Source organism: Enterococcus sp. DIV0436a, from assembly GCF_051711605.1.
GTDB classification, from domain to species: domain Bacteria; phylum Bacillota; class Bacilli; order Lactobacillales; family Enterococcaceae; genus Enterococcus_B; species Enterococcus_B faecium.
On the sequence record NZ_JBIONA010000001.1, the window covers coordinates 1,147,897 to 1,172,247 of the forward strand.

A 24,351-nucleotide genomic window follows, 5' to 3' on the forward strand; every position below is an offset into this window, starting at 1 on the left:
TTACTTTACTAAGGTATCATAAAAAGATTAAAAGAAATATAAAAAAGAGAATATTTAAGGATTGTTAAAATTTAATCTTAGAAAAAAATAACTGGAACAAGAGCTATTTGTTTTTACAGCAAAGAATGGTATATTTTTGTAGGAGGTGGCTTACTTGAAAGAAGTCGTTATGATAGATGCTGCAAGAACGCCGATAGGAAAGTATCGCGGAAGTTTAAGTCCATTTACTGCAGTTGAATTAGGCACACTTGTGACTAAAGGATTATTAGATAAAACAAAACTGAAAAAAGATAAAATCGATCAAGTAATATTTGGAAATGTCCTGCAAGCTGGTAATGGTCAAAATGTTGCCAGACAGATTGCTTTGAACAGCGGTCTCCCTGTAGATGTCCCAGCAATGACGATCAATGAAGTTTGCGGATCTGGTATGAAAGCAGTGATCTTAGCACGCCAGCTGATCCAATTAGGTGAAGCAGAACTTGTGATAGCCGGCGGAACAGAGAGTATGTCTCAAGCACCTATGCTGAAACAGTATCAGTCAGAAACAAATGAATATGGTGAACCAATTTCCAGTATGGTCAACGACGGATTGACTGACGCATTTTCAAATGCACATATGGGATTAACCGCAGAGAAGGTTGCAACACAATTTTCTGTGAGCAGAGAAGAGCAGGATCGCTATGCCTTGTCGTCCCAGTTGAAAGCAGCACATGCTGTCGAAGCCGGTGTATTTTCTGAGGAAATCATCCCAGTCAAGATTTCTGATGAAGACGTGTTATCTGAGGATGAAGCAGTTCGTGGAAATAGTACATTGGAAAAACTGGGCACGTTACGTACAGTATTCTCAGAAGAAGGAACTGTAACAGCAGGAAATGCTTCCCCGTTGAATGACGGTGCCTCTGTGGTGATCCTTGCATCCAAAGAATACGCAGAAAATAATAATCTGCCTTATTTAGCAACCATCAAAGAAGTAGCGGAGGTCGGTATTGACCCAAGTATCATGGGAATCGCTCCAATCAAAGCCATTCAAAAATTGACAGATAGATCAGGAATGAATTTATCAACAATCGATCTTTTTGAGATCAATGAAGCATTTGCAGCTTCTTCTATCGTAGTTAGCCAAGAACTGCAGTTAGATGAAGAAAAGGTCAATATATATGGAGGAGCAATCGCATTAGGCCATCCAATTGGTGCAAGCGGTGCACGTATCTTGACTACATTAGCTTACGGATTGCTTCGTGAACAGAAGAGATACGGTATTGCTTCATTATGTATTGGTGGAGGTTTAGGCTTGGCAGTCTTGTTAGAAGCGAATATGGAGCAAACACATAAGGATGTGCAAAAAAAAAAGTTTTATCAGCTTACGCCATCTGAACGGCGCAGTCAATTAATAGAAAAAAATGTATTGACACAAGAAACTGCGTTGATTTTTCAGGAACAAACACTTTCTGAAGAGCTCTCCGATCACATGATCGAAAACCAAGTGAGTGAAGTGGAAATCCCAATGGGCATCGCGCAGAATTTTCAAATCAATGGCAAGAAAAAATGGATTCCGATGGCAACAGAGGAACCATCTGTCATTGCAGCTGCAAGTAATGGTGCAAAAATCTGTGGAAATATCTGCGCAGAAACACCTCAGCGGCTGATGCGAGGGCAAATCGTTCTATCAGGAAAATCGGAGTATCAAGCAGTGATCAATGCAGTTAATCATCGAAAAGAAGAGCTGATTCTTTGTGCAAATGAAAGTTATCCTTCAATCGTGAAACGCGGGGGCGGTGTTCAAGATATCTCTACTCGGGAATTCATGGGGAGTTTCCATGCATACTTATCTATTGATTTTTTAGTGGATGTAAAAGATGCAATGGGCGCTAACATGATCAACTCGATTCTTGAGAGTGTGGCAAACAAGTTACGGGAGTGGTTCCCTGAAGAAGAGATTCTATTCAGTATTTTAAGTAATTTTGCTACAGAATCATTGGCTTCTGCCTGTTGTGCAATCCCATTCGAACGCTTAGGGAGAAACAAAGAAATCGGTGAACAAATTGCCAAAAAAATCCAACAGGCAGGGGAATATGCGAAGCTTGACCCTTACCGTGCAGCAACGCACAACAAAGGGATCATGAATGGTATAGAAGCTGTAGTGGCAGCTACAGGAAATGATACACGTGCGGTTAGCGCTTCGATCCACGCCTACGCGGCAAGAAATGGATTATACCAAGGATTAACAGACTGGCAGATCAAAGGGGATAAACTAGTTGGAAAACTAACGGTGCCTTTGGCTGTTGCCACAGTAGGCGGAGCTTCCAATATCCTGCCAAAAGCAAAAGCATCTTTAGCTATGTTAGATATTGATTCAGCCAAGGAACTAGCACAAGTAATTGCTGCAGTAGGGTTAGCTCAAAACCTGGCTGCTTTGCGTGCATTAGTTACAGAAGGAATCCAAAAAGGCCACATGGGACTTCAAGCTCGTTCATTAGCGATCTCAATTGGGGCTATTGGTGAGGAAATCGAGCAAGTTGCGAAAAAATTACGTGAAGCAGAAAAGATGAACCAGCAGACAGCTATACAAATATTGGAAAAAATCCGGGAAAAATAAAAAAGCAATATCTTTAGAAGAATAAAGCAAGATTTACAGTTATTTTATTTACTGCAGATCTTGCTTTTTTCTCTATCAGAAAATATGTTTATTATTAGAATTTTTTATAGTTAAGGTTAGGCATCTTAAGAAATCAGGCAACTTCAAGATATCTTCAGGTAGAAGAGAAGTCGCCTAACATTGTAGGATCATAGGTGATTTGTTGGACAGGTCAAGCTGATATTTGAGCCTGATGTTAGAAGGAATTTCTTTTTACTTGCTGTAGAAATTATTATATGACTAAAAAGGCTGGGATTTTAAATCCCAGCCTTTTATGACAAATAGAATTTTTATCGATCAGTAATCGCTGTCGCTGCAAATTGTTCGATCAAAGGAATCAAAGTCAATTTGACTTTGTATTTCCGTTCGAGTGCTTTTTCGATAACGAACTCATTTTCAGTAGTCATAGAAATAGTTGCTAATTTACGAGGTTCATCAGCATTTTTTTCATTAATAACTACTTCATGTTCATTTTGTTCTGTGTAAAATTTAGGATACTCAGCAACGGCTTTTGAAAAATCAGCAAAACTTAAAGCGGCATTCGTATCAGTTGAGCGTGTATTTTCAGTTGTGTCCGCTTTTGGTTTTTCCGTTTTTTCTTCTGGCACACTGACTGTTTCTTCTGTAACTGGTGTCGCAACAGCTTGCGCAGTTGGTTCATCGTTTTTCAATCGTTGATCATTCCAGTAAGACACGATTTCAATAAGAAGATTGTCACGGAATCGTTCGAAAATCCCGTTTTCTCCTGAACGAATTCTCTTTAATACAGTATTGAAGTTGTCATCGATTGGCACGTTGATCCGTGTATCTTCATTTGTTTTCCCAGCTAATCCGATCGTTAAGATTTGACGGTTTTTGGGATCAAGCATGACTTGTAACGGCAAACCATAACGTCGCAAGCTCTCTTCTTCTAGAGAACGGAATAATTGTCCTCTTACACCATCCAATGAAGGACGGAATTGATTTAATAATTTTTGTTTCTGTTTTTTCTTCATATGTTCTCTCCTTCGCTCATACCCTTTCGATTATAAGAAAAAAACAGCCAAATGAAAAGGAGTAATGCAAAAAAACTTGCGTATACGCAAATTACAACAGAAAAATTTGCGTATTTTCCCGTTTTTTGAAAGAAAAATAAAAAATGGAACGGATTATGTATATATACATAATCCGTTCCATTCTTTCTATTTTTTCGGTATCAAGGCAAAAACAGGTAGTTCAGGTGAATAAATGACTTCATGTTCGTGCCAGGGTTTGACCATTAGCGAATGATCGAACCGTTTTTTCAGTTCTTCGATGATTTGATCATGTGTCCAGTTTCTTGCAGGAAAATGTTGGATTTTCTCTGCATCGATCAAAAAGACAAAATCGGAATGAAAAGTCTGGGTAACTTCTTCCGAGAGAGAATTCAAGCGTTCGATTGGATCCATAAAATCACCTTTCGACTTAAAATTGGGTAGTATCTGGGTCTTTTGCTTTGCCGACTACACCATCTAACTGATCGATTTGTTTCATTTCTTCTTCTGTTAATTCAAAATCAAATAATTCAGTATTTTCTTTGATTCTGCTTGGTGTCACTGACTTAGGAAGAGGAAGGAATTCGTGTTGCAGCGACCAACGCAAAGCAACTTGTGCAATCGTCTTGTCATGTGCTTCAGCGATTTGTTTCATTTCAGGCACATCGAAGATTTTACCAGTGCCTAATGGACTATATGCTTCGAGGATCATATCATGTTTTTTTGCATACTCAACTACAGTTGGCTGTAATTCGCCTGGTGCAAGGAAAACTTGATTGACCATCGGCATAATTTTTGCTGTTTTTGCTAGTGTATCTAGATGGTGGGGTAAGAAATTGCTCACACCGATTGCTTTGATTTTACCTGCTTCATACAGTTCTTCAAATGCTCGCCATGTATCTGCATTTGCTTGTTCCCAATTATCACGAAAAGCAACAGGGTTTGGCCAGTGGATCAAAAACAGATCTAAATAATCTGTTTGGAGCTTCTTCAATGATTCTTCAAAAGAAGACATCACAAGTTCATAGCTGTGGTTTGCATTCCATAATTTTGTTGTCAAGAATATCTCTTCTCTAGGAATTCCACTTTCCTTAATCGCTTGGCCGACACTTTCTTCATTCTTGTATCCTTGGGCAGTATCGATATGGCGATAACCTGCAGCCAGCGCTTCTTTAACAGAGGAAACAGCGACATCCCCATCAGGTGTTTGCCATGTGCCGAATCCTACTACCGGGATTTCGTAACCATTTGATAGACGATAAGTGCTTGTTAATGAATTCATACTTTCAGCTCCTTTTTTATTCGTTCAACTATAAGTGTAGCGCATTTTTCGAAAAAAAGAATCCATTTTGTTTCTACTCTTGAAATTTTTGTTTAAAAGAAAATGATTTTGATTCTGGTATTTTTGATTTTTTTTCCGTAAACTAAGACAGAAGGGAATGAGAAAATGGATATCTATTTAAAAAAAGCAATTCTGCATATTATTGACAGAGAAACTGGTTCTCCAGTCTTTTCACAAAAAGAGCTGGATCTGACAAAAGAATATATTCGTGATTTTCTTCAAAAGAAGATCCAAAAAATCTCTTCTGCTCAAACAAAAACTGGACAACTAGCAGAAGAAAGCATGATCGTTGAATCACTTAAAATCGCTCAAGAAAATTTTGTGGAAGCAAGTGAAGCAATCGTTCAGCGATGGTTCGATATCTACCAAGAAAGTGAAGAAGCACCTAGTGCAGATGTATTTGTTGTTTTGTATGAATTAGATACAGTGATGTACTTATCTTTATTGAAAGTCAATTATCGTGAGGCTTACACTCACTTTGTTGAAGCAGACGAAGCAGGGATCGACAACCGCTTGATTTTGAATCGAGCAATTCTCGGGGCGAAAACACAAAAAGCAGATGAAGCATTCGCTGTGAATTTGACTGATTGGACCTACGAATTAATTGAAAAAAAATATGAGTTTTCTGGCAAAAAAGAGCTTTATTTTTCTGGAAGAGTGATCGAAAGTGTTCCTGCACCTTCTTTAGAAGAAAATGTAAAAGTGATCCAAAAAGTAGCCAAGCATCTTGGAAAAAAATTTGAGACAGACGAATTTGATATCATGGCTGATTTGAAAGAAGCTGTCTATGATACGATAGAAGAAAAAGGTCGGTTGGATCATGAGATGATTGCGGAAAAAGTCTTCAAGGAAAACATCACGGCAAAAATGGCTTTTAAAGAGGAAGTACAAGAGCAAGGATTTGTCCCAGAAGCACCTCCTGTAAAAGAAGTACAAGAAATTTCTGAGAAAAAATTTGGAAAACAAAAATTCAAGCTATCAAACGGGATCGAACTGATCGTACCAGTAGATGTATATCGCAACCCAGATTTGATTGAATTTGTGAATAATCCGGATGGTACGATATCCGTGATGATCAAAAATGTGGATGAAGTATTGAATCGTTTATAAAAATGACTAGAACATTAGGTGTTCAAGTACCAGTGATCAGTTAAATGAATTGTGTCAAGAGAAGGATCGGAAAAGACGAATATAACAAAAAAAGAGCGTGAGACAAAAGTAAAGAACACTTTTGTCTCACGCTCTAAACACGTATAAACGGCGGAAGCAGAAGCAACTCCTTCTTATTTCTTGGAGTTAAACGCTTCTGTCCCAGCCTCTTTTTATCTAATAAAATTTTAAGACCATTTACTAATTATCGATTTTTTCTGCCGCATTTTTAGGCACTTCAGAAGCCTTTATTTCTTCCCAGCTTAATACACCTTTACGAGGATTGACTTTGAGTTTAAGATACGCATTCATCTTTAATGGATGTTCTCTTTCTTCGCGAAGCGTCACCTGTTTTTTTTCACCATCTTTATTATAAGCCGCTTGCTTGTAGGTATAAGTCGTGAATTTCTCTCCGTTATCTGCTTGGGTAGCTGACATTTCGCCATTCGTCGTGATTTTTGTATAATAAGCTTCGCCGCCGTAAAAATAATGATAAGCTGCAAAACTTCCGCCGAGAAATATGCCTAAAACGACAAGTACGCCAATTAATTTTTTCATGTACTTCACCTCTTTCCTTATTATTAACGAAATAGAAGATTTCGTCTATTGAAAGTTGTTGGCAACAGCTGAATTTTAAACTTTTCCTCATTTTGTTCTTATTGCTTCAAAAGAAAGTTAAGGACTATCTTGAAGTTTTTCTCAAAAAACACATTTTTTTATTTATAAAAGGTACTTTTTTCGCGTATAAGACAGACGAGTGCTCTTAGTTGACTTTGACCAATATTGACGTATAATAAGCTTAGTTCGAATCTTACAAAAAGTAAGTCGGACGTATTCTTTTTGATTTAGTCAAAAAAAGACTATAATAAAAAGGTGAGAGCTGAAATTTTTCAGTGATCTATATTATTTAGGAGGTTTGTAAATTATGGCAAAAGAACATTATGACAGAAGTAAACCACACGTTAACATTGGTACGATTGGACACGTTGACCATGGGAAAACTACTTTAACTGCTGCGATCACTACAGTATTAGGAAAAAAAGGCCTAGCAAATCCTCAAGACTATGCTAGTATTGATGCAGCTCCAGAAGAACGTGAACGTGGGATTACGATCAATACCGCACACGTAGAATATGAAACAGAAAAACGCCACTACGCGCATATTGATGCACCAGGACACGCGGACTATGTGAAAAACATGATTACAGGGGCAGCACAAATGGATGGTGCAATCTTAGTTGTTTCTGCAACTGACGGTCCGATGCCTCAAACACGTGAACACATTTTATTGTCACGCCAAGTTGGTGTAAAATACCTGATTGTTTTCTTGAACAAAGTTGATTTAGTCGATGATGAAGAATTGATCGATTTGGTAGAAATGGAAGTTCGCGAGTTATTGAGCGAATATGGTTTCCCAGGCGATGACACTCCTGTGATCAAAGGTTCCGCATTAAAAGCATTGCAAGGCGATCCAGATGCTGAAGCTGCTATTATGGAATTGATGGATACAGTAGATGAATATATCCCAACACCAGAACGTGATACAGATAAACCATTACTATTGCCAGTGGAAGACGTCTTCTCAATTACAGGTCGAGGAACTGTTGCCTCAGGTCGTATTGATCGTGGTGCTGTTCGTGTCGGTGATGAGGTAGAGATCGTAGGGATCAAACCTGAAACACAAAAAGCAGTTGTAACAGGTGTAGAAATGTTCCGTAAAACGTTAGATTACGGGGAAGCTGGGGATAACGTAGGCGTGTTGTTACGGGGGATCCAACGTGACGATATCGAACGTGGACAAGTGCTTGCTAAACCAGGTTCCATTACTCCACATACAAAATTCAAAGCAGAAGTGTACGTGTTGACAAAAGAAGAAGGTGGACGTCATACTCCATTCTTCAACAACTATCGTCCACAATTCTACTTCCGCACAACTGATGTTACAGGAACAATCACATTGCCAGAAGATACAGAAATGGTCATGCCTGGTGACAACGTGACGATTGATGTTGACTTGATCCATCCAATCGCTGTTGAAAACGGAACGACATTCTCAATTCGTGAAGGCGGACGGACAGTAGGTTCAGGTATCGTTACAGAGATCGAAGCATAAGAAACGCGACTCGAATATTTTGGTAATGAAAAATGTTTAAAATAAAAGAGCGGTCCAAACAGGATTTCTGTTTGGACCGCTCTTTGTTCTTCAATTGTATAAGAAGAGATTGTAGAAGCATGAACTTTCGTTTTACTTCAGTCTCTTTTATTCATCATGAGAGTGTTCATCTATCGGTATGCAGTTTTTAATACTTTCTTCGTATCCATTTTTTCAAACCACTTATTCTACCTTGTGTCTGCTCAACTGGCGCATTATCAATAATCAGCAAAGCAATCATAACATATGCAATCCAACTATCTCTAGAATATAGAGTATAACGTGAGACCCAGTTTGTAGCGTACTTGCTTTTATATTCTCTTAATCCATGGAAAGAATAAAAATGAGAACCAAACTCGTAAACCAAGTATGCAATCCTTTCCTGTAAAAAACTCTTTCTGGAAGTTCCGACATTTGAAAGAGGGGCCATCCCTAAATTGAACCATTGGATATGTTCTTCTTTCATATAGGCAAACAAATGCAAGAACAAGAAATCCATACTGCCAGAAGGTGCTTTTTTAGGATCATATCGCATCAGATCAATCGTTCCTACTTTATTGTTCGTGTAAGTAGGCATGATCGTTGCAAAAGCGACAATTTCTTCTTGGGTATTTTTGACAACTGCAATAGGCGCTCTTTGTAGATAATCTTCAGAGAAAAAGCCTAAAGAAAACCCTTTTTCCTTTCGTGAACCCAACCAATTATCAGAGATATTTTTGAAAGTACTCATTTGCTCAGTAGAAAATGGTGGTTGTAAGACATCAAATGTAAATCCTTCTCGTTCGATCCGATTCAAGACAGCACGAGTGCCCTTCATTTTTTTCCCTGAAGTTGTAAAACTATTCAGGTCTACATAAGCTTCTTCCCCCATCTTAATGAAATCGTAGCCGAATTCATGTAAAATCATAACAATCTCTTCGCTTGTTTCGTAGAAAACTGGTAAATAGCATAGTCGATCTGTTTCTTCGATAAAAGCTTCGATTGCTTCTGGAAAATCTTCTTTCTTACCAGAAGGATCACCCATTACAATACATTTATTATTGAAGCAAGCGAATTGGAGAAGAACAGTTGGTTCACCGTCTTTTTCATAGGCAAACATCCGCTTATCTTTTAAGAAGATCAATTGACTATCGGAGTTTCCTCCATAAGTTGTAAGGATCTTCAGGGCCTTTTCTTCATTAAAGGATTCGCCAATCTGTTTCTTTTCTCCTTGAAGGAAATGAACAAATAGAACGATCATGAAACTAACAGCGATGATGGCCAACAATCCCGAAAACCAAATCTTTTCAGAAGGAAATAAGAAAAAGGAAATAAAATGGTGACGCCGATGAGGGAAATCCGGCAGATTGTATACCCCAATAACGATGTAAAGCAAGGACAGTGCACCAATAATGATTCCATCGATCGTACGCCACTCCCATGAATAGATCAATTGTTCCCGAAATAATTCGTTTTTAGAAGCAAGAATGATCAGAAGCAGAATAGACAAGAAAACCACCGGTGTGAAACTAAAATCACTTAATAAAACATAAAGTAAAGCTAGAACAATCAAGAAGATTGTAGGCAAATATGCTCGTTTCACACGTGCTGCGATCCCTCTGCCCATAATGATTAAAAGAAATCCCAATAGTATACTAGGAAATTGGATAATAAAATGAAATTTCAATGGGTTCAAACTATGAAGCCAGCGAAACTCTGTAAAAGCTTGCGGGATAGTGGCAGAAAGTACTAGCATGATTCCAGAAAAGTATAATAAGACAACCACGATTTTATGCGCAATTTCTGTTGCTAATTGTTTAGGGATACCAGAATAACGCTGATCAAAAGTGGAACCGATATTTTTGAAGAAAAAGACGATTCCAATCAAAAACGGAATGATGTAGTAGAACAGGCGATAGAGCAAGATCCACACAACGACTATTTCTCTTGGCACACCAATAGCGGACAACCCGATAATCATCATTACATCGAAACTCCCAATTTCTCCTGGAATCATAGACACGATTCCTATCACTGAAGCAGCAATGAATAACGGAATTGTTTGCCACAGATCAATCCGGATTTCCATTAAATAACCAACAGAAAGGAAACTAAACAGGACACCGGTCCATTCCAACAATGAAACTAGCAATAGCTGTCCTTGAGTTTTAAGTGAGGTACCACCAAGGAATCCTTTCTTTTTGAAAGTAGTAAATAAAAAGACGACAGGAAAATATAGACCGCCGCCGATCAACCATATCCAATATTGCTTCAAAAAAGGAGCAACTGGCGTGAAGACTACAAGTAAAAAAGAAAGCAGACTGTAAATAGAAAGTCCAGCCATCAAAAACAAGAAAACTTTCGATAATGCTTGGATCACGTTTCTGCTCTCTTTCTTTTGTCCATATAGTTCAGAGCGAAGCCCCACACTAACAAACCCGCCGAAACCGGCAATATTGTTGATTGTATTGATCAGCCAGCTTGTCTCAAACAAGTAACGAGGATTCTGCTTTTGTTCAAGCATCCGATTCAAAATAATATCATAACCAATCATAGGTAACACAGAGACAAGACCAATCAACAGCATAAGTCCGCTTTTCCATACAGGTATAGTGGCAAACGTTTCTCCTAATTGCTGGATAGATAGAGTTTTACCGATGGACATCAATTCACCGACAATAATGACAATGACAGAAATCAAAAAGATTGTTTTGAACAGTCCTAGGTGGTTTTTCAGCCATTGTATGGTATTTTTTAACAAATAAATCACCTTCTATTCCTAATAGTTATGTTTCAGAAAGAAATTGAAGAACTTCTCGATTGAAGCGTTCAGGATCTTTTCTAGCTAATTCATGTCCTTGTTCTTTCACAAGCACAAAGGAAGCTTTTGGTATAGTTTTAGCTATATACAAAGAATGTTTTAGCTTGATTACATCTTTTTTTCCCACGATGATCAAAGTGGGGGAGTTGATTTTTTTTAAATCATTTTCTGTAAGCCCGATGTCATGCAGCAAAAGTTTGATAACTAAAAGATTTTTGCGAAGACTTGGGCGAAATAAAGAGAGTAACCATACCCATGCATAATGAATATTACTGATGACTCTGGCAGAAAAACGAACGCCTTTAACAAGCGTGTTTCCAGAATTTAAAATCAATCGATGAACTTTTTTAGGGAAGCTGCTGGCAAATACCAGTGCTAGATTTGCTCCATCACTAAATCCAAGAAAATCTGCCTGATCGATTTTTTCCAGCAACATGATCGTATTCAGATCCTCGGCCATTAACTGAAAATTCAACATAGATGCTTCGTTTGTCGAACGACCATGTCCTCGGCTATCTACTAGATACACGGTATAGTAGCGTTCGAGTACAGGGACCTGTTCTGAAAAAAAGCGGCCGCTGCCGTCATTGCCATGCAGTAAAAAGAGAGGGAAGCCTTGACCGCTCTTTTCATAGTAAATTTCGCTCCCATCTGGCATTTTTGCATATTTCTTTTCTTTTTTCACATAATCACCTACTGTGTAAAGTATAACGATTATATCAGTCATTGGGCAATTGTTTTTACTGAAAAACAACGATCATTTTCGTAAGATGACAAAAAATACAGGAAAATTCATTTTTTCTTAAGGCGTACACAGAAATCAAGGAAGAAATAGCCAAGAAGATAAAGAAATAGTAAGATAAAAAAAGATGTCAAAATAACTAGGTGATGAAATGAAGCGAAAACGATTATCTATTATCCGTATTCTTTTTTACATGATCATTCTGACGGTTATTGGTGCGGTGTTGTTTTTAGGAGGAAGAACTTATCGTTCGGTAAAACGAGTGGAAAGCTATCAAATAGAAATAACAACAGCTGCAAAAAATTATCATATGGAAAACTACGAGAATTTGATCAAGGCGATAATATTGACCGAATCAAAAGGAAAAGGGACAGATCTCATGCAGAGCTCGGAAAGTCTGCATGGAGAAGCTGAGATCATTGATAATCCAGCTGACAGTATTGATCAAGGTGTCAAATATTTGGCGGAAATGATAGTAGAAGCAAAGAAACAAGGATGCGATTTATGGACAGCTGTCCAAGCATATAATTTTGGGAAAGATTATATTGCCTATGTAAAAAATCATGGCGGAGAAAACACAGTAGAATTAGCAGAAGCGTATTCTAAAGATGTGCTGAGCCCACTTTTAGGAAATGAGGAAGGGAAACAATACCGATATTGGCGGATCCAGTCCTTGCTTTACAATGGCGGCTATCTCTATCATAATGGAGGTAACATGTTTTATCCTGATATTGTCAAAATGAATGAAAAAATAATAGAGACCTATGAAAAAGTCTTTAAGTAAAATAGCAGGAAATGTTCAATCATGAATAAAATTAGTTGAAAGAAGGAGTGCGCAAATAGTGGAAAAAAGGCAAAAAATGGAAAATCAAAAAGTGGGGTACACAACCAAAGACTGGATGTTACGGTTTGTGAAGGGAATGTTTATCGGTTCAGGATTTATCTTGCCAGGAGTCAGCGGTGGTGCATTAGCAGCTGTCTTTGGCATGTATGAGCGGCTGATTTCTTTTTTAGCCCACCTTACAAAAAATTTCAAAGAAAATGTTTTGTTTTTTCTGCCTGTTGGTCTAGGCGGAGTGACAGGCATCTTTCTACTTTCTTTTTTAGTCAGTTTTTTATTAGGTGCGTATGAAACAACGATATTATGGTTTTTTGTCGGATGTATCGCTGGAACTGTTCCTGCGTTATGGAAAGAAGCAGGAAAAAAAGGAAGAGATACTTCTGATGTGATCATCATGGTTGTTACTTTTGTTCTGGCTTATTTGTTTTTATTATACGGCGCTCAATTATTTGACGGGCAAGTCGATCAGAATTTTGGAACATGGCTGATTGCCGGCGGATTGATTGGTTTGGGTATGATCGTCCCAGGATTGAGCCCTTCTAATTTTTTGGTGTATATGGGATTGTATAAAGCGATGGCTGACGGATTTAAAGAAGTACGACTTGAAGTGATTGTGCCGATCGGAATTGGTGGGATTCTTTGTGTTCTTGGATTGTCAAAAATCATGGATTACATTTTCTCAAAGGCATATAGCAAGCTATTCCATTTCATTTTAGGTGTAGTTTTTGCTTCAACGATTATGATCATTCCTACCGATTACGCGGGATTGGGAGTTGCTGGGGTACTAGCTTGTCCTGTTCTTTTTATAGCCGGTACAGCACTAGGTTGGTGGATGAGCCGTTTGGAGGAACAATATAAGTAAAGATAGATTGATAATAAAAACAGCACACGGGTGATTCAAACAAAAAGGTTGGCATCTTTTTTGTAAAATCATTCGTGTGTTTTTCTATAAATTTTATAAAAACAAGTTGTTTTTAATCTTGGAACACGCTAGACTTAAACACGTGATTATTTTTGAAAGTTGGCGGAAAATGGAGAAAAAGAAAATGAATGGACTTACACAGCAAGAGGTAGTTCAGAAAATGGCTTCTGGCCAGCAAAATGACTACCAGGAAGATGCATCAAAAAGTACAAAACAAATATTCAGCGATAATATATTGACGTTATTCAATTTTCTGAACTTTGGTATTGGGATTTGTCTGTTATTTGTAGGTGCGTATTCCAACATGGCGTATTTAGCAATTATTGTCGTCAATATCGTTATTGGAATTTATCAAGAAATACATGCAAGAAATCTTGTACGGAAATTATCGATTGTTTCCCAATCAGAAGTACTAGTGATCCGGGACGGTAAAGAACAATCGATTTCTACTAAAGAGCTGGTATTAGGAGATTTGGTAAAAATCGGAGCAGGAGAACAGATACCAGCCGATTTACAGGTTATATCTGGACGGGCAGAAGCAAATGAAGCTCTTTTGACAGGCGAATCTGATTTGATTGTCAAAGAAACTGGAGCTGAATTGCTTTCTGGAAGCTTTTTGACAAGCGGTTCTGTCATGGCTGAAGTTATCCGAGTAGGTGCAGATAATTATGCTGTCCGCTTGACTAGCGAGGCAAAGACTCACAAAGCTATTCGTTCTGAACTTGTAGATTCGATTCGCAAAGTATCCAAATTCACTAGTTTCGTGATTATTCCTTTGGGGATCATACTATTTTTGGAAGCACTGTTCATCCGAGATGCTTCTATCAAAATTTCTGTTATTGCATCTGCAGCAGCTTTGTTAGGTATGCTTCCAAAGGGTTTGGTATTGCTAATAAGTATTGCATTAACGACAGGGGTAACCAAACTGGCAAAAAAACGAATCCTTGTTCAAGACATGTATTCAATTGAAACGCTGGCCCATGTCGATACATTATGCTTGGATAAAACAGGGACCATTACTGAAGGAAAAATGAGTATCCAGCGGGTAGAAGCACTACATCCGCTGTACGAGAAAGCCATCCCAGAAATTATGGGGACGTATCTGGCAGAAAGCAGTGATAACAACATCACTATGCGGGCTATGAGAGATTATTTTGAGCTTTCTAATCGGTATGATGTGACAAACAAAGTCGCATTTTCTTCTGATCGCAAATGGGGCGCGATGGAATTTCCAGAACTGGGAGTCGTGTACGTAGGAGCGCCTGAACGGTTGGTGGAAGAAGATCGGCTTCCGGACAGTCTAAAAACAGCCCAAGCGAATGGATATCGCGTACTTATGTTGGGGATCGCTCCAAATCAGCAATTGAACGAAGAAAAACCAGCATTTGTTGAGCCGGTTGCTCTGTTTGAAATCGATGATCCAATCCGAAAAAACGCTCAAGAAACACTAGCTTATCTTCATGAGGAAGGTGTGGATCTGAAAGTGATTTCTGGAGACAATCCTTTTACTGTCTCCAATATCGCTAGACGTGCAGGATTACCGAATTATGATGCGTATGTCGATCTTTCTCAAATTACTGAAGAAATGGAAGTGCGAGAAGCTGCTCATCGCTATACGGTTTTTGGACGAGTGAGTCCTCAGCAAAAGAAATTGCTGGTAAATGAATTGAAAGAAAGCGGCAGAACGGTTGCAATGACAGGCGACGGTGTGAATGATGTTTTGGCGTTAAGAGAAGCAGATTGCAGCATTGCTATGGCAGAAGGTGATGGAGCAACACGTCAGATTGCGAATCTGGTATTGTTGGACTCTGATTTTACTACATTGCCAGAAGTCCTGTTTGAAGGACGACGAGTGGTCAACAATGTGACGAAAGTCTCAGGCATCTTTTTTATCAAAACGATTTATTCATTTATTTTATCGATTATATGTGCCGTTACAGCAATTGGATTTCCGTTTATCCCTATCCAAATCACGCTGATTGATTTAGCGATTGAAGGGTATCCTTCCTTCTTTTTATCTTTTGAACAAGATAAAAGAAAAATCACTTACCGTTATTTGCCTACAGCACTTATTAATGCTTTACCAAATGCCTTGCTTGTAGTAGTGAATATCATTGCGGTGTATCTACTTGGAAAAACATTCGCATGGGGAAATGCTGAAACTACTACTTTGATGTATTACTTGCTGATTGGGATCAGTTGCATGGCAGTTGTAAAAGCTTGTTATCCCTTCAACCCATTGCGCATCTTCCTAGCAGTAACGACGATCGTAGGGATATATGTAGCTGCAATGCTGTTCCATGGAATTTTGGAAGTAAACTTAGGGTTGGGAGAGAGCGTAGGATACTTCTTTGTATTCATGCTCGTAAATATTGTTCTTCGAGTATTGTACTGGAAGGCTGATATTCAAAATCAGTTACTGAAAAGAGTAGCAAATTGATGCTTAATGAGATAGAAATGTGTTATACTTGAAAAAGCAATGAAATATGATACAATCAAACATGTATAATTGTGTCCTTTAAAATCGCACTGATTTCAGTTAGTGCGATTTTTTACCGGTTATTCTCCTGAAATATCTTCTGTTAAACCCAAAAGATATCAATAGAGCAGGGGGTGAAAAAATGGCTCAACGGATTCCTCAAGAGGTTATCGAAACAGTACGCAGTCAAACGAATATCGTTGAGGTGATTGGACAATATGTCCAGTTGAAAAAATCTGGTAAAAATTACTTGGGGCTGTGCCCTTTTCATGAAGAACGTACACCGTCTTTTTCTGTTGCAGAAGACAAGCAGATTTTTCATTGCTTTGGTTGTGGTAAGGGCGGAAACGTGTTTACTTTTCTTCAAGAACTAGAAGGTCTAAGTTTTCCAGAAGCAGTGGTAAAAGTGGCAGACTTCGAACAGATACCGTTAGAAGATCAATGGCGTCAGCGTACTATAGCTGTCCAAAATCCTGAATCTGCTACGGGGAAACTGATTGCTGCTCATGAAAAAGCAGCGGAAATCTATCATCACATGCTATTGCATACAAAAGCTGGACAGCCAGCTTTAGAATATTTGCAAAATCGTGGGTTGTCTTTAGAATTAATTGAAGAATTCAACATAGGTTTTGCACCTAATGAGCGTTCTTTTCTTCAGCAAGTATTCAAGAATGAATCAATTTCAAATGAATTGTTAGAACGCTCTGGATTGTTTGTCACGCATGATGATGGCCGTATGTCTGATCGTTTTTATCAAAGAGTGATGTTTCCACTTCGTAATTCTCAAGGCCAGACGATCGGTTTTTCAGGACGCTGGCTTGCACCTGAAAAAGGGCAGGAAAAAGATCAGCCCAAATACTTGAATAGTCCAGAAACAGAACTGTTCAATAAAAGACAAGTTTTATTTAATCTTGATAAAGCAAGAAGCGATATCCGGAAAAACGGAGAAATTTTGTTGTTCGAAGGGTTTATGGATGTGATTGCTGCATGGCAGGCTGGTATCAAAACTGGATTAGCTTCTATGGGGACAAGTCTAACAGCTCAACAGATCCAACAAATGGAAAAGCTGACGAAAGAATTGGTCTTTTGCTATGACGGAGACAACGCAGGTTTTGAAGCAACCAATCGAGGCATTGAATTGCTTCGGCAAAACAGTCGCTTAGCACTTTCTGTCGTAGTCGTTCCAGAAAAACTCGACCCGGATGAATATCTGCGTAAGTATGGAGAAGCATCTTTCCAAGAATTAGTGGCTCATGGGCGCGAAACAGTCTTTACTTTTAAATCACGTTATTTAAAACAAGGGAAAAATTTAGATAATGAAAAAGACAAGATCGAATACCTCGAAGAATTACTAGTTGAACTTAGTCGAGTTGTTTCACCAATCGAACAAGATATGTATCTATCTCAACTGTCAACAGAGTTTCAGATCGGCAGAGAGACGATACAAAAACAACTGCGCGATCTTCGAAGGACAAATCAGCAAAATCGTCAAGAACCTCAGGAAAGTCAACACACTCAGGTTACGAGACAAGAAACTGCACGAAAAAAGAGACCATTGACGCAAGTAGAAAAGGCAGAGCAGATTCTATTATATCGTGCATTTAAAGAAGTTTCTGTCCGTAATATTTTAAAAGAACGAGAATTTCAGTTTATTCATGATGCATATGCAGAAGTTTATTTTTTATTCGATGCATATGTCTCACAACATTATGAATTCAACCTTGCAGAGTTTTTAGACTTTTTGCAAGATGAAAATTTAAGGCGGTTGGTGGTGGAAATCGAATATTTACCGGTGGCAGAAGAAAGTTCGCCACGAGAAATCCAAGACTTGCTAGATGTGATCAGCAAATCTGGCTTAGCTGATGAAATAACATTAAAAAAACAAATGCAGCAAGAAGCCAGACGAACTGGAAACAAACAGCTTGAGCTTGAATTGACGATTGAAATCATCAATTTAACGAAACAGTTAAAACAAGCCAAATAGCTACTCAAGGGGGGCCTTCTTTTATGGCAAATGGAACAGATAAAAAAACGTATGAAGCAGCAGTAGCAGCTTTCATCAAAGAAAACAAACCCAAACGACAAGTTGTATATGATGATTTATCCAATCAGCTTGCTACACCATTCACTTTGAATGCAGATGAAATGGACAAATTGATCCAAAAGATTGAAGACGCAGGTATCAGTGTGGTGGATGAAAATGGTGATCCATCAATTCACAGCTTGAAGAGTGCTGAGAAAAAAGCTGAACAAGCAAAAACAGAAGATCTATCTGCGCCAACCGGTGTAAAAATCAATGACCCGGTTCGTATGTATCTGAAAGAAATTGGCCGTGTCTCCCTTTTAACTGCGGAAGAAGAAGTAGCGTTAGCATTGAAAATCGAAGAAGGCGACCAAGAAGCGAAACAGCGTCTGGCAGAAGCAAACCTTCGTTTAGTAGTAAGTATCGCTAAACGTTATGTAGGACGAGGTATGCAGTTCCTTGACTTGATCCAAGAAGGAAACATGGGACTGATGAAGGCAGTTGAAAAATTTGACTACCGCAAAGGATTTAAGTTTTCAACCTATGCTACATGGTGGATTCGTCAAGCCATCACTCGAGCAATCGCTGACCAAGCACGTACGATCCGTATTCCAGTTCATATGGTTGAAACAATTAATAAATTGATACGTATCCAACGTCAATTGCTGCAAGACCTTGGAAGAGAACCTACGCCAGAAGAAATCGGTGCGGAAATGGATCTTCCAACAGAAAAAGTCCGAGAAATCTTGAAAATCGCGCAAGAACCTGTTTCACTTGAAACGCCAATCGGTGAAGAAGATGACTCTCACTTAGGTGATTTCATAGAAGACCAGGAAGCAACAAGTCCAGCAGAACACGCAGCTTATGAGTTACTAAAAGAACAATTGGAAGATGTACTAGATACATTGACTGACCGGGAGGAAAATGTTCTTCGTTTACGTTTTGGTTTAGATGATGGCCGGACGAGAACATTGGAAGAAGTAGGGAAAGTATTTGGTGTTACTCGGGAACGTATTCGTCAGATCGAGGCTAAAGCATTAAGAAAATTGCGCCATCCTTCTCGTTCAAAACAATTAAAAGATTTCTTAGAATAAGCATGAACTATTGACCAGAAGAGAAATCAGTAAAACTGTTTGGTTTATTTTAAAAGAAAAAAAGCTTGAGACTACGCAGTCTCAAGCTTTTTTTTCTATAGGAAGGAAATTCATTCATTATTTTTAAGTAAATCCTAAAAATAAGCTATTGGCGTGACGTATAGAATATGATAGATTAAATGGTAGCGTAAACCTAGTAAAGGAGCCGATCGCTAAGTGATGAAAAAATGTCCAAATTGCGGATCGAAAAAAATGGAGCAGAATACTATCTGTCCAGACTGCGGTCATCAAATAACTGCAGAAGATCAGCAAATAAAAGAATCAATTGAAGAAACAAATACAGATGCAGCTATGCAGGATAAATCAACTGAAGATGCAGTCTTTCCTGATACAGAATTAAACGATCCAATCGAATGGTCGGAATTGAAAGATTTACCTCTAGAATCTGTAATGGAATTATTCGAAAAAGCAGAACCAGAAGACGAAGAACCACCTACTCACGATCAAGTAACTAATATAGAGAAAAATGAACAGAAGAAAGCAACTGTTCATGAGACTTCGGAAGAATCAGGAAAGAATCAAGAAGAAACGCTTGAATCAAAACAAAAAAGAAGAGTAGCTGAACTGAAAGAAATCGTCGATAATGAGGAAGAAAATTCGATACTATCCGCTTATATCAAAGCACATCGTGAAGATACAAAAGAAGAGCACGCGAAAGAGCTGCTCAAAATGATCAGTGAAAAAATTGCACAGGAAAACAAAGTAGAGCCAGAACATGAAGCTGAAAAAGACACTGAAAAAGACATTAGTGGAGTAAACGCTGCAGGTAAAGAATCATTAAAAACGAATGATCTAAAAACGGATATCCCGGAAAAAACTGAAACATTGTCTGAAAAACAATCAGAAGACGAGAAATCGAATGGGTTGCCGGAAGCAGATAAAAAAGAAATGCTCGAAAAAGCAGACAAGAAGGCAACAGAGTCGGATGGAATAAATAATGAAGCCGATGCTGAAACTCAATCTGCAAGTGAAGATAGCACTGCTCTTGAAGCTAAAATAGAAAAAGAAGAGAACCAGCCTGAGCTGATTGAAGCAGAAACAGAACCAATAACAATCGTGCCAAATACTGAAAAAACGCCTCAAGAATCAAACCCAGAAAAAAAAGATTTAGATAAGACACAAAAGAAAAAATCAAAAAAAGTGCCGTATCTCGCTTTAGCAGCAGTTCTTCTACTAGGTGGGGGAGGCTGGGCTTATTATGACCATCATCAAAAAGTAGAAGCCGAAGTAGCAGCAGAAGCAAAAAGACAGCAACAAATGGAAGAACTTCATGAGAAACTTGCTGCCTTTTATACAGATGATCACCATCAATTTATTCGTGCAGATATGATTCATCAAGATTTATCAAAACTAAAAAATGATTTATCCAGTCTTAAGAATGAAAAAGGATATTCAGAGTTAGAAACAACTTACCAAGATATCCAATCTAAGATCCGAGATATCCAAAAAGTGAATGAGTGGTTCATAGCACCTGCCATCGTCGATGATCATCTAGCAGATGACATCAAGTTGAAAGCAGATAAAGAGATCCAAGCAATCGAAACGGATAACACAGATTTTGGAAAATTGATTCAACAAGCACAAACAGAAGCTAAAAATCAATATGCTGAATTGCAAACAGCTAAAGAAAAAACAGCTATAGTCTTTAAAGACGGAAAAGTAGTGGATTCAGCAACACGCGACCAATACAAGACGGCAAAAGAAGCAGTAGAAAAAGTGAAAAATACAGATCTATCTGCTCAGTTGAATGAACAATTGAAACAAGTAGATAAGATGCTCACTGATAAAGAGAAAAAAGAAGAAGAGGAAAAGAAAAAAGCAGAAGAAGCGAAAAAAGCAGCTGAAGAACAAGCAAAACAAGCCGCTCAAGCAGCAGCTGCAGCTCAAGCCGCTCAACAAGCTGCGGTCGCACAAGCAGCACAGCAAGAAGCGGCATCCTCGACCCCTTCCTCTTCAAACTCAGCGAATCAGCCAATCAAATCTGCCAGAGCAAGTGATATTGCCGATGCATCTAATCCAGCATGGACGTGGGCACCAGGTGTCCAAAGCAAAGTGATTGCTACATGTATCCAACGTGGATATATCGTTGAAGGAGGATACAGATTAGAAAAAGCCAGAATCGAAAATGGGGAAGGCTATTACAATCTATATGCCACTTCAACAAAATCTGCATTGATGAAAGGCATTGGAGAAAGTGCTTTGCCATTTTACATCGTAACCATCAACTGTAAAACTGGATGGTTCGGAGGAAATGGGAGCAATTAATTTTAGGCAAATGAAAGAGGCTGTGAGCCTGCCGTTTAATTCTGAGTAACAAGGAACAATTTCAAAAAACAGCTTCTCATAGTTTATGACTGACTATTGTGAATTGTGAGTCAGAGTTGGCAAGAGAACACCGTTTAAGAAAGAGATTGTAAAATCAGCATTTTATTCTGAGTATTAGAGAAAAAAACAGGAAAATCAGCTTCTCATATTTTCCCGCTTTTTGATCTAGTACCGAAGACTAACTGATTGGATACCGCTTGCTCGAAAAAGGGGAATGTGACACAATTTTTGTCATACTCCCTTTTTCATTTCCCTTAAGCAAGGGTCAGCTATTCAATCAGAAAACATTATGTTATGATAGCAAAGAAATGTATTAAGAAAACCTTTCACTATAGAGGGAGAAAAAAATGAACGATTTATTAGCAACTATATTTACAGGTATTATTATTGATGAAAATGAAAAAAACTACTTTGTCCAAAAAAACGGACAAACCTTTGGCTTAAGCAAATCAGAAGGTGAACACAAAATCGGTGAAGCAGTTGAAGGATTCGGTTACCAAAATCAAAAACATGAAAATCGGATCACTACACAAATTCCTAAAAGCCGTATCGGTCATTACGCTTTTGGAATCGTTACTGCTACACGAAAAGATTTAGGTGCGTTTGTCGATATCGGTCTTCCAGATAAAGACTTTGTCGTATCTCTTGATGAATTGCCGACAATGACAGAGCTATGGCCTAAAAAAGGGGATCGCTTGATGATTTCCCTTAGAGTTGATGCAAAAGACCGTATTTGGGGCAGTTTAGCAGATGAAAAAATATTCAAATCTTTAAGCAAATATGGAACAGAAGAAATGAAAAACAAAGATGTGATAGGAACAGCATACCGCTTGAAATTAACAGGTACGTACGTTTTAACGGAAGATTTCTATCTTGGGTTTATCCATCCTTCTGAACGATATAATGAACCTCGTCTAGGCGAGCAGATAAAAGGTCGAGTGATTGGTGTCCGACCAGACGGTGTACTGAATCTTTCATTGAAGCCAAGAGCATATGAAGCTATATCAGATGATGCACAAATGATTTTAACCATTTTAGAACGTTCTGCAGATCAGCAAATCAACTTTACAGATAAATCGGATCCAGAAGAAATCATGAAAGCTTTTGGTATCAGCAAAGGAGCATTTAAGCGCGCATTAGGTAATCTTTTGAAACAAGGATTGATTACACAAGAAAACGGTGTGACAAAACTAGTCAAAAAATCTAATTGAGAATCCCTTGCATGTTTTTCTTAACTAGCTTATAATAATTTTAATTAACATAGTGTTATATCTTTTTTTATTTGTAATTATTATAAATTGTTGGGGTTGAGTAAATGGTCATGAATGCTATTTCGGCGATGAAAAAAACAAAACAGCAGCTACATGAAGCGGGGTTTAAGCTGACACCGCAAAGAGAAGCTACTCTGCTTGTGCTTTTGGAAAATGAGAAAGAGCATTTATCTGCAGAAGAAATCTTCTTTTTAGTGAAAAAAAAGAGTCCGGAAATTGGACTTGCTACTGTTTATCGAACCCTTGAAATCTTGACAGAATTGAAAATTGTCGATAAAGTAAGTTTTAATGATGGATTAGCCCGTTATGATTTGAGAAAAGAAGGCGCCAAACATTTCCATCATCATTTACTATGCTTGAACTGCGGCACGATCGAGGAAGTAGAAGAGGATCTTTTACTTGAAGTGGAGCAAGTAGTAGAAGAACGTTATCATTTTTTAGTAAAAGATCATCGGCTAACGTTCCATGGAATCTGTCAGGAATGCTATGAAAAAGAAAAAAGAAACCAGTCCGTCTGAGTGTCTAGACGGCTTTTTCTTTGCTCAGATTATGGAAAAAGACTATCAGAATGAAGCGGTATCTGATATGATAGAGAGGCATGAGGGGGATTATTATGAAAGAGCAAATCAACGATTATCTCCACTACTTGAATATTGAACGGGGATTGTCCGCCAATACACGACAAAGCTATGAACGTGATTTGGAACAGTACTTGCATTTTCTACAGGAGCAGAAAATTGCTTCATGGCAGGATGTCGATCGCTTTTTAGTCATCCGTTTTCTGGAGAAGTTGCATGAAGAAAAAAAAGCGACAGCAACTGTTACTCGGATGATCTCAAGTCTCAGAAGATTCCATCAGTTTTTACGGCAAGAGCGTATCACTGATCATGATCCGATGCAACATATCGATACGCCGAAGAAAGCACAGAAATTACCAAGTACATTGACTCTGACAGAAGTAGAAAAGCTGATTGAAGCACCTGATACGACAAAAACGTTAGGGATAAGAGATCGTGCAATCTTGGAAGTCATGTATGCTACAGGGATGCGCGTCAGTGAATTGATTGGATTGAAATTGGGAGATCTTCATCTTTCTCTTGGACTGGTACAGACAGTTGGAAAAGGAGATAAAGAGCGGATCATTCCTTTAGGTGATTATGCGATCCAATGGCTGGAACGCTACTTAGACGAAGCACGTCCATTACTTGTAAAGGACGCATCTGAAATGCATGTATTTGTCAATAATCATGGGAAAGGTCTTTCTCGGCAAGGAATCTGGAAAAATCTGAAGCAGCTAGTACGAGAGGCTGGGATTTACAAAGAAGTAACACCACATACGCTGCGGCATAGCTTTGCCACACATCTGCTAGAAAATGGAGCTGATTTGCGGACAGTACAGGAATTGTTAGGTCACGCGGATATCTCTACGACTCAGATTTATACACATATCACGAAGAAAAGAATGACGGATGTTTATAAGCAGCATTTTCCAAGGGCTTAGTC

The 24,351-nt window shown here is 38.4% G+C and carries 18 protein-coding genes; 12 read left to right on the top strand and 6 right to left on the bottom strand.

Annotated elements, in window-relative coordinates; translation table 11 throughout:
* The first annotated feature begins 154 nt into the window (after window positions 1–154).
* On the top strand, window positions 155–2,596 hold the full coding sequence (locus IGL15_RS05590) for a hydroxymethylglutaryl-CoA reductase, degradative (protein WP_104765456.1): 2,442 nt from the start codon (window positions 155–157) through the stop codon (window positions 2,594–2,596).
* Between the two features lie 329 nt (window positions 2,597–2,925).
* On the opposite strand, the gene IGL15_RS05595 is transcribed toward IGL15_RS05590, so the two are convergent.
* The 3 genes from IGL15_RS05595 to IGL15_RS05605 form a co-directional block, all read right to left on the bottom strand.
* Window positions 2,926–3,630 carry a hypothetical protein gene (locus IGL15_RS05595; RefSeq protein WP_002289272.1) on the bottom strand — a complete coding sequence of 235 codons (705 nt, stop codon included), beginning with the start codon at window positions 3,628–3,630 and terminating at the stop codon, window positions 2,926–2,928.
* 186 nt (window positions 3,631–3,816) lie between these two features.
* Window positions 3,817–4,062: a hypothetical protein gene (locus IGL15_RS05600; protein ID WP_002289275.1), complete on the bottom strand. Its 246-nt coding sequence runs from the start codon at window positions 4,060–4,062 to the stop codon at window positions 3,817–3,819.
* A 16-nt stretch (window positions 4,063–4,078) separates the two neighbouring features.
* Entirely contained in the window at window positions 4,079–4,930 is an 852-nt protein-coding gene (locus IGL15_RS05605; RefSeq protein ID WP_002319269.1) for an aldo/keto reductase, read from the bottom strand.
* A gap of 165 nt (window positions 4,931–5,095) precedes the next feature.
* On the opposite strand from IGL15_RS05605, the gene IGL15_RS05610 reads away from it, so the two are divergent.
* Entirely contained in the window at window positions 5,096–6,100 is a 1,005-nt protein-coding gene (locus IGL15_RS05610) for a nucleoid-associated protein (RefSeq protein ID WP_104765457.1), read from the top strand.
* Between the two features lie 240 nt (window positions 6,101–6,340).
* Here IGL15_RS05610 and IGL15_RS05615 read toward each other — a convergent pair whose 3' ends face one another.
* On the bottom strand, window positions 6,341–6,697 hold the full coding sequence (locus tag IGL15_RS05615; protein ID WP_002289464.1) for a YxeA family protein: 357 nt from the start codon (window positions 6,695–6,697) through the stop codon (window positions 6,341–6,343).
* 367 nt (window positions 6,698–7,064) lie between these two features.
* Here IGL15_RS05615 and tuf point away from each other — a divergent pair, with 367 nt between their 5' ends.
* Window positions 7,065–8,252: an elongation factor Tu gene (gene tuf / locus IGL15_RS05620; RefSeq protein ID WP_002289463.1), complete on the top strand. Its 1,188-nt coding sequence runs from the start codon at window positions 7,065–7,067 to the stop codon at window positions 8,250–8,252.
* Window positions 8,253–8,439: 187 nt separating this feature from the next.
* On the opposite strand, the gene mprF is transcribed toward tuf, so the two are convergent.
* Complete coding sequence (gene mprF, locus IGL15_RS05625; protein ID WP_104765459.1) at window positions 8,440–11,031, bottom strand: bifunctional lysylphosphatidylglycerol flippase/synthetase MprF; 2,592 nt, start codon at window positions 11,029–11,031, stop codon at window positions 8,440–8,442.
* 25 nt (window positions 11,032–11,056) lie between these two features.
* Entirely contained in the window at window positions 11,057–11,818 is a 762-nt protein-coding gene (locus tag IGL15_RS05630; protein ID WP_002289461.1) for an alpha/beta fold hydrolase, read from the bottom strand.
* Between the two features lie 166 nt (window positions 11,819–11,984).
* Between IGL15_RS05630 and IGL15_RS05635 the strand changes: the two genes are divergently transcribed.
* The 9 genes from IGL15_RS05635 (at window position 11,985) to xerD (ending at window position 24,349) form a co-directional block, all read left to right on the top strand.
* Window positions 11,985–12,617 carry a lysozyme family protein gene (locus IGL15_RS05635; RefSeq protein ID WP_002289460.1) on the top strand — a complete coding sequence of 211 codons (633 nt, stop codon included), beginning with the start codon at window positions 11,985–11,987 and terminating at the stop codon, window positions 12,615–12,617.
* 58 nt (window positions 12,618–12,675) lie between these two features.
* Complete coding sequence (locus IGL15_RS05640; RefSeq protein WP_002298152.1) at window positions 12,676–13,536, top strand: DUF368 domain-containing protein; 861 nt, start codon at window positions 12,676–12,678, stop codon at window positions 13,534–13,536.
* A 184-nt stretch (window positions 13,537–13,720) separates the two neighbouring features.
* Window positions 13,721–16,036: a cation-translocating P-type ATPase gene (locus IGL15_RS05645; RefSeq protein WP_002303731.1), complete on the top strand. Its 2,316-nt coding sequence runs from the start codon at window positions 13,721–13,723 to the stop codon at window positions 16,034–16,036.
* 181 nt (window positions 16,037–16,217) lie between these two features.
* Window positions 16,218–18,059 (top strand): DNA primase, encoded by a 1,842-nt coding sequence (dnaG, locus tag IGL15_RS05650; protein WP_025476769.1) that lies wholly within the window; start codon window positions 16,218–16,220, stop codon window positions 18,057–18,059.
* 23 nt (window positions 18,060–18,082) lie between these two features.
* Window positions 18,083–19,192, top strand: coding sequence for an RNA polymerase sigma factor RpoD (gene rpoD, locus IGL15_RS05655; RefSeq protein ID WP_002289498.1), 1,110 nt, complete (start codon window positions 18,083–18,085; stop codon window positions 19,190–19,192).
* A gap of 219 nt (window positions 19,193–19,411) precedes the next feature.
* Window positions 19,412–21,517 carry a cell division site-positioning protein MapZ family protein gene (locus IGL15_RS05660; RefSeq protein ID WP_104765464.1) on the top strand — a complete coding sequence of 702 codons (2,106 nt, stop codon included), beginning with the start codon at window positions 19,412–19,414 and terminating at the stop codon, window positions 21,515–21,517.
* 407 nt (window positions 21,518–21,924) lie between these two features.
* Complete coding sequence (locus IGL15_RS05665) at window positions 21,925–22,788, top strand: virulence factor B family protein (RefSeq protein ID WP_002290060.1); 864 nt, start codon at window positions 21,925–21,927, stop codon at window positions 22,786–22,788.
* Window positions 22,789–22,892: 104 nt separating this feature from the next.
* Window positions 22,893–23,366: a ferric iron uptake transcriptional regulator gene (gene fur / locus IGL15_RS05670; RefSeq protein ID WP_002294385.1), complete on the top strand. Its 474-nt coding sequence runs from the start codon at window positions 22,893–22,895 to the stop codon at window positions 23,364–23,366.
* 95 nt (window positions 23,367–23,461) lie between these two features.
* Window positions 23,462–24,349: a site-specific tyrosine recombinase XerD gene (xerD, locus tag IGL15_RS05675; protein ID WP_002294386.1), complete on the top strand. Its 888-nt coding sequence runs from the start codon at window positions 23,462–23,464 to the stop codon at window positions 24,347–24,349.
* Window positions 24,350–24,351 lie beyond the last annotated feature (2 nt).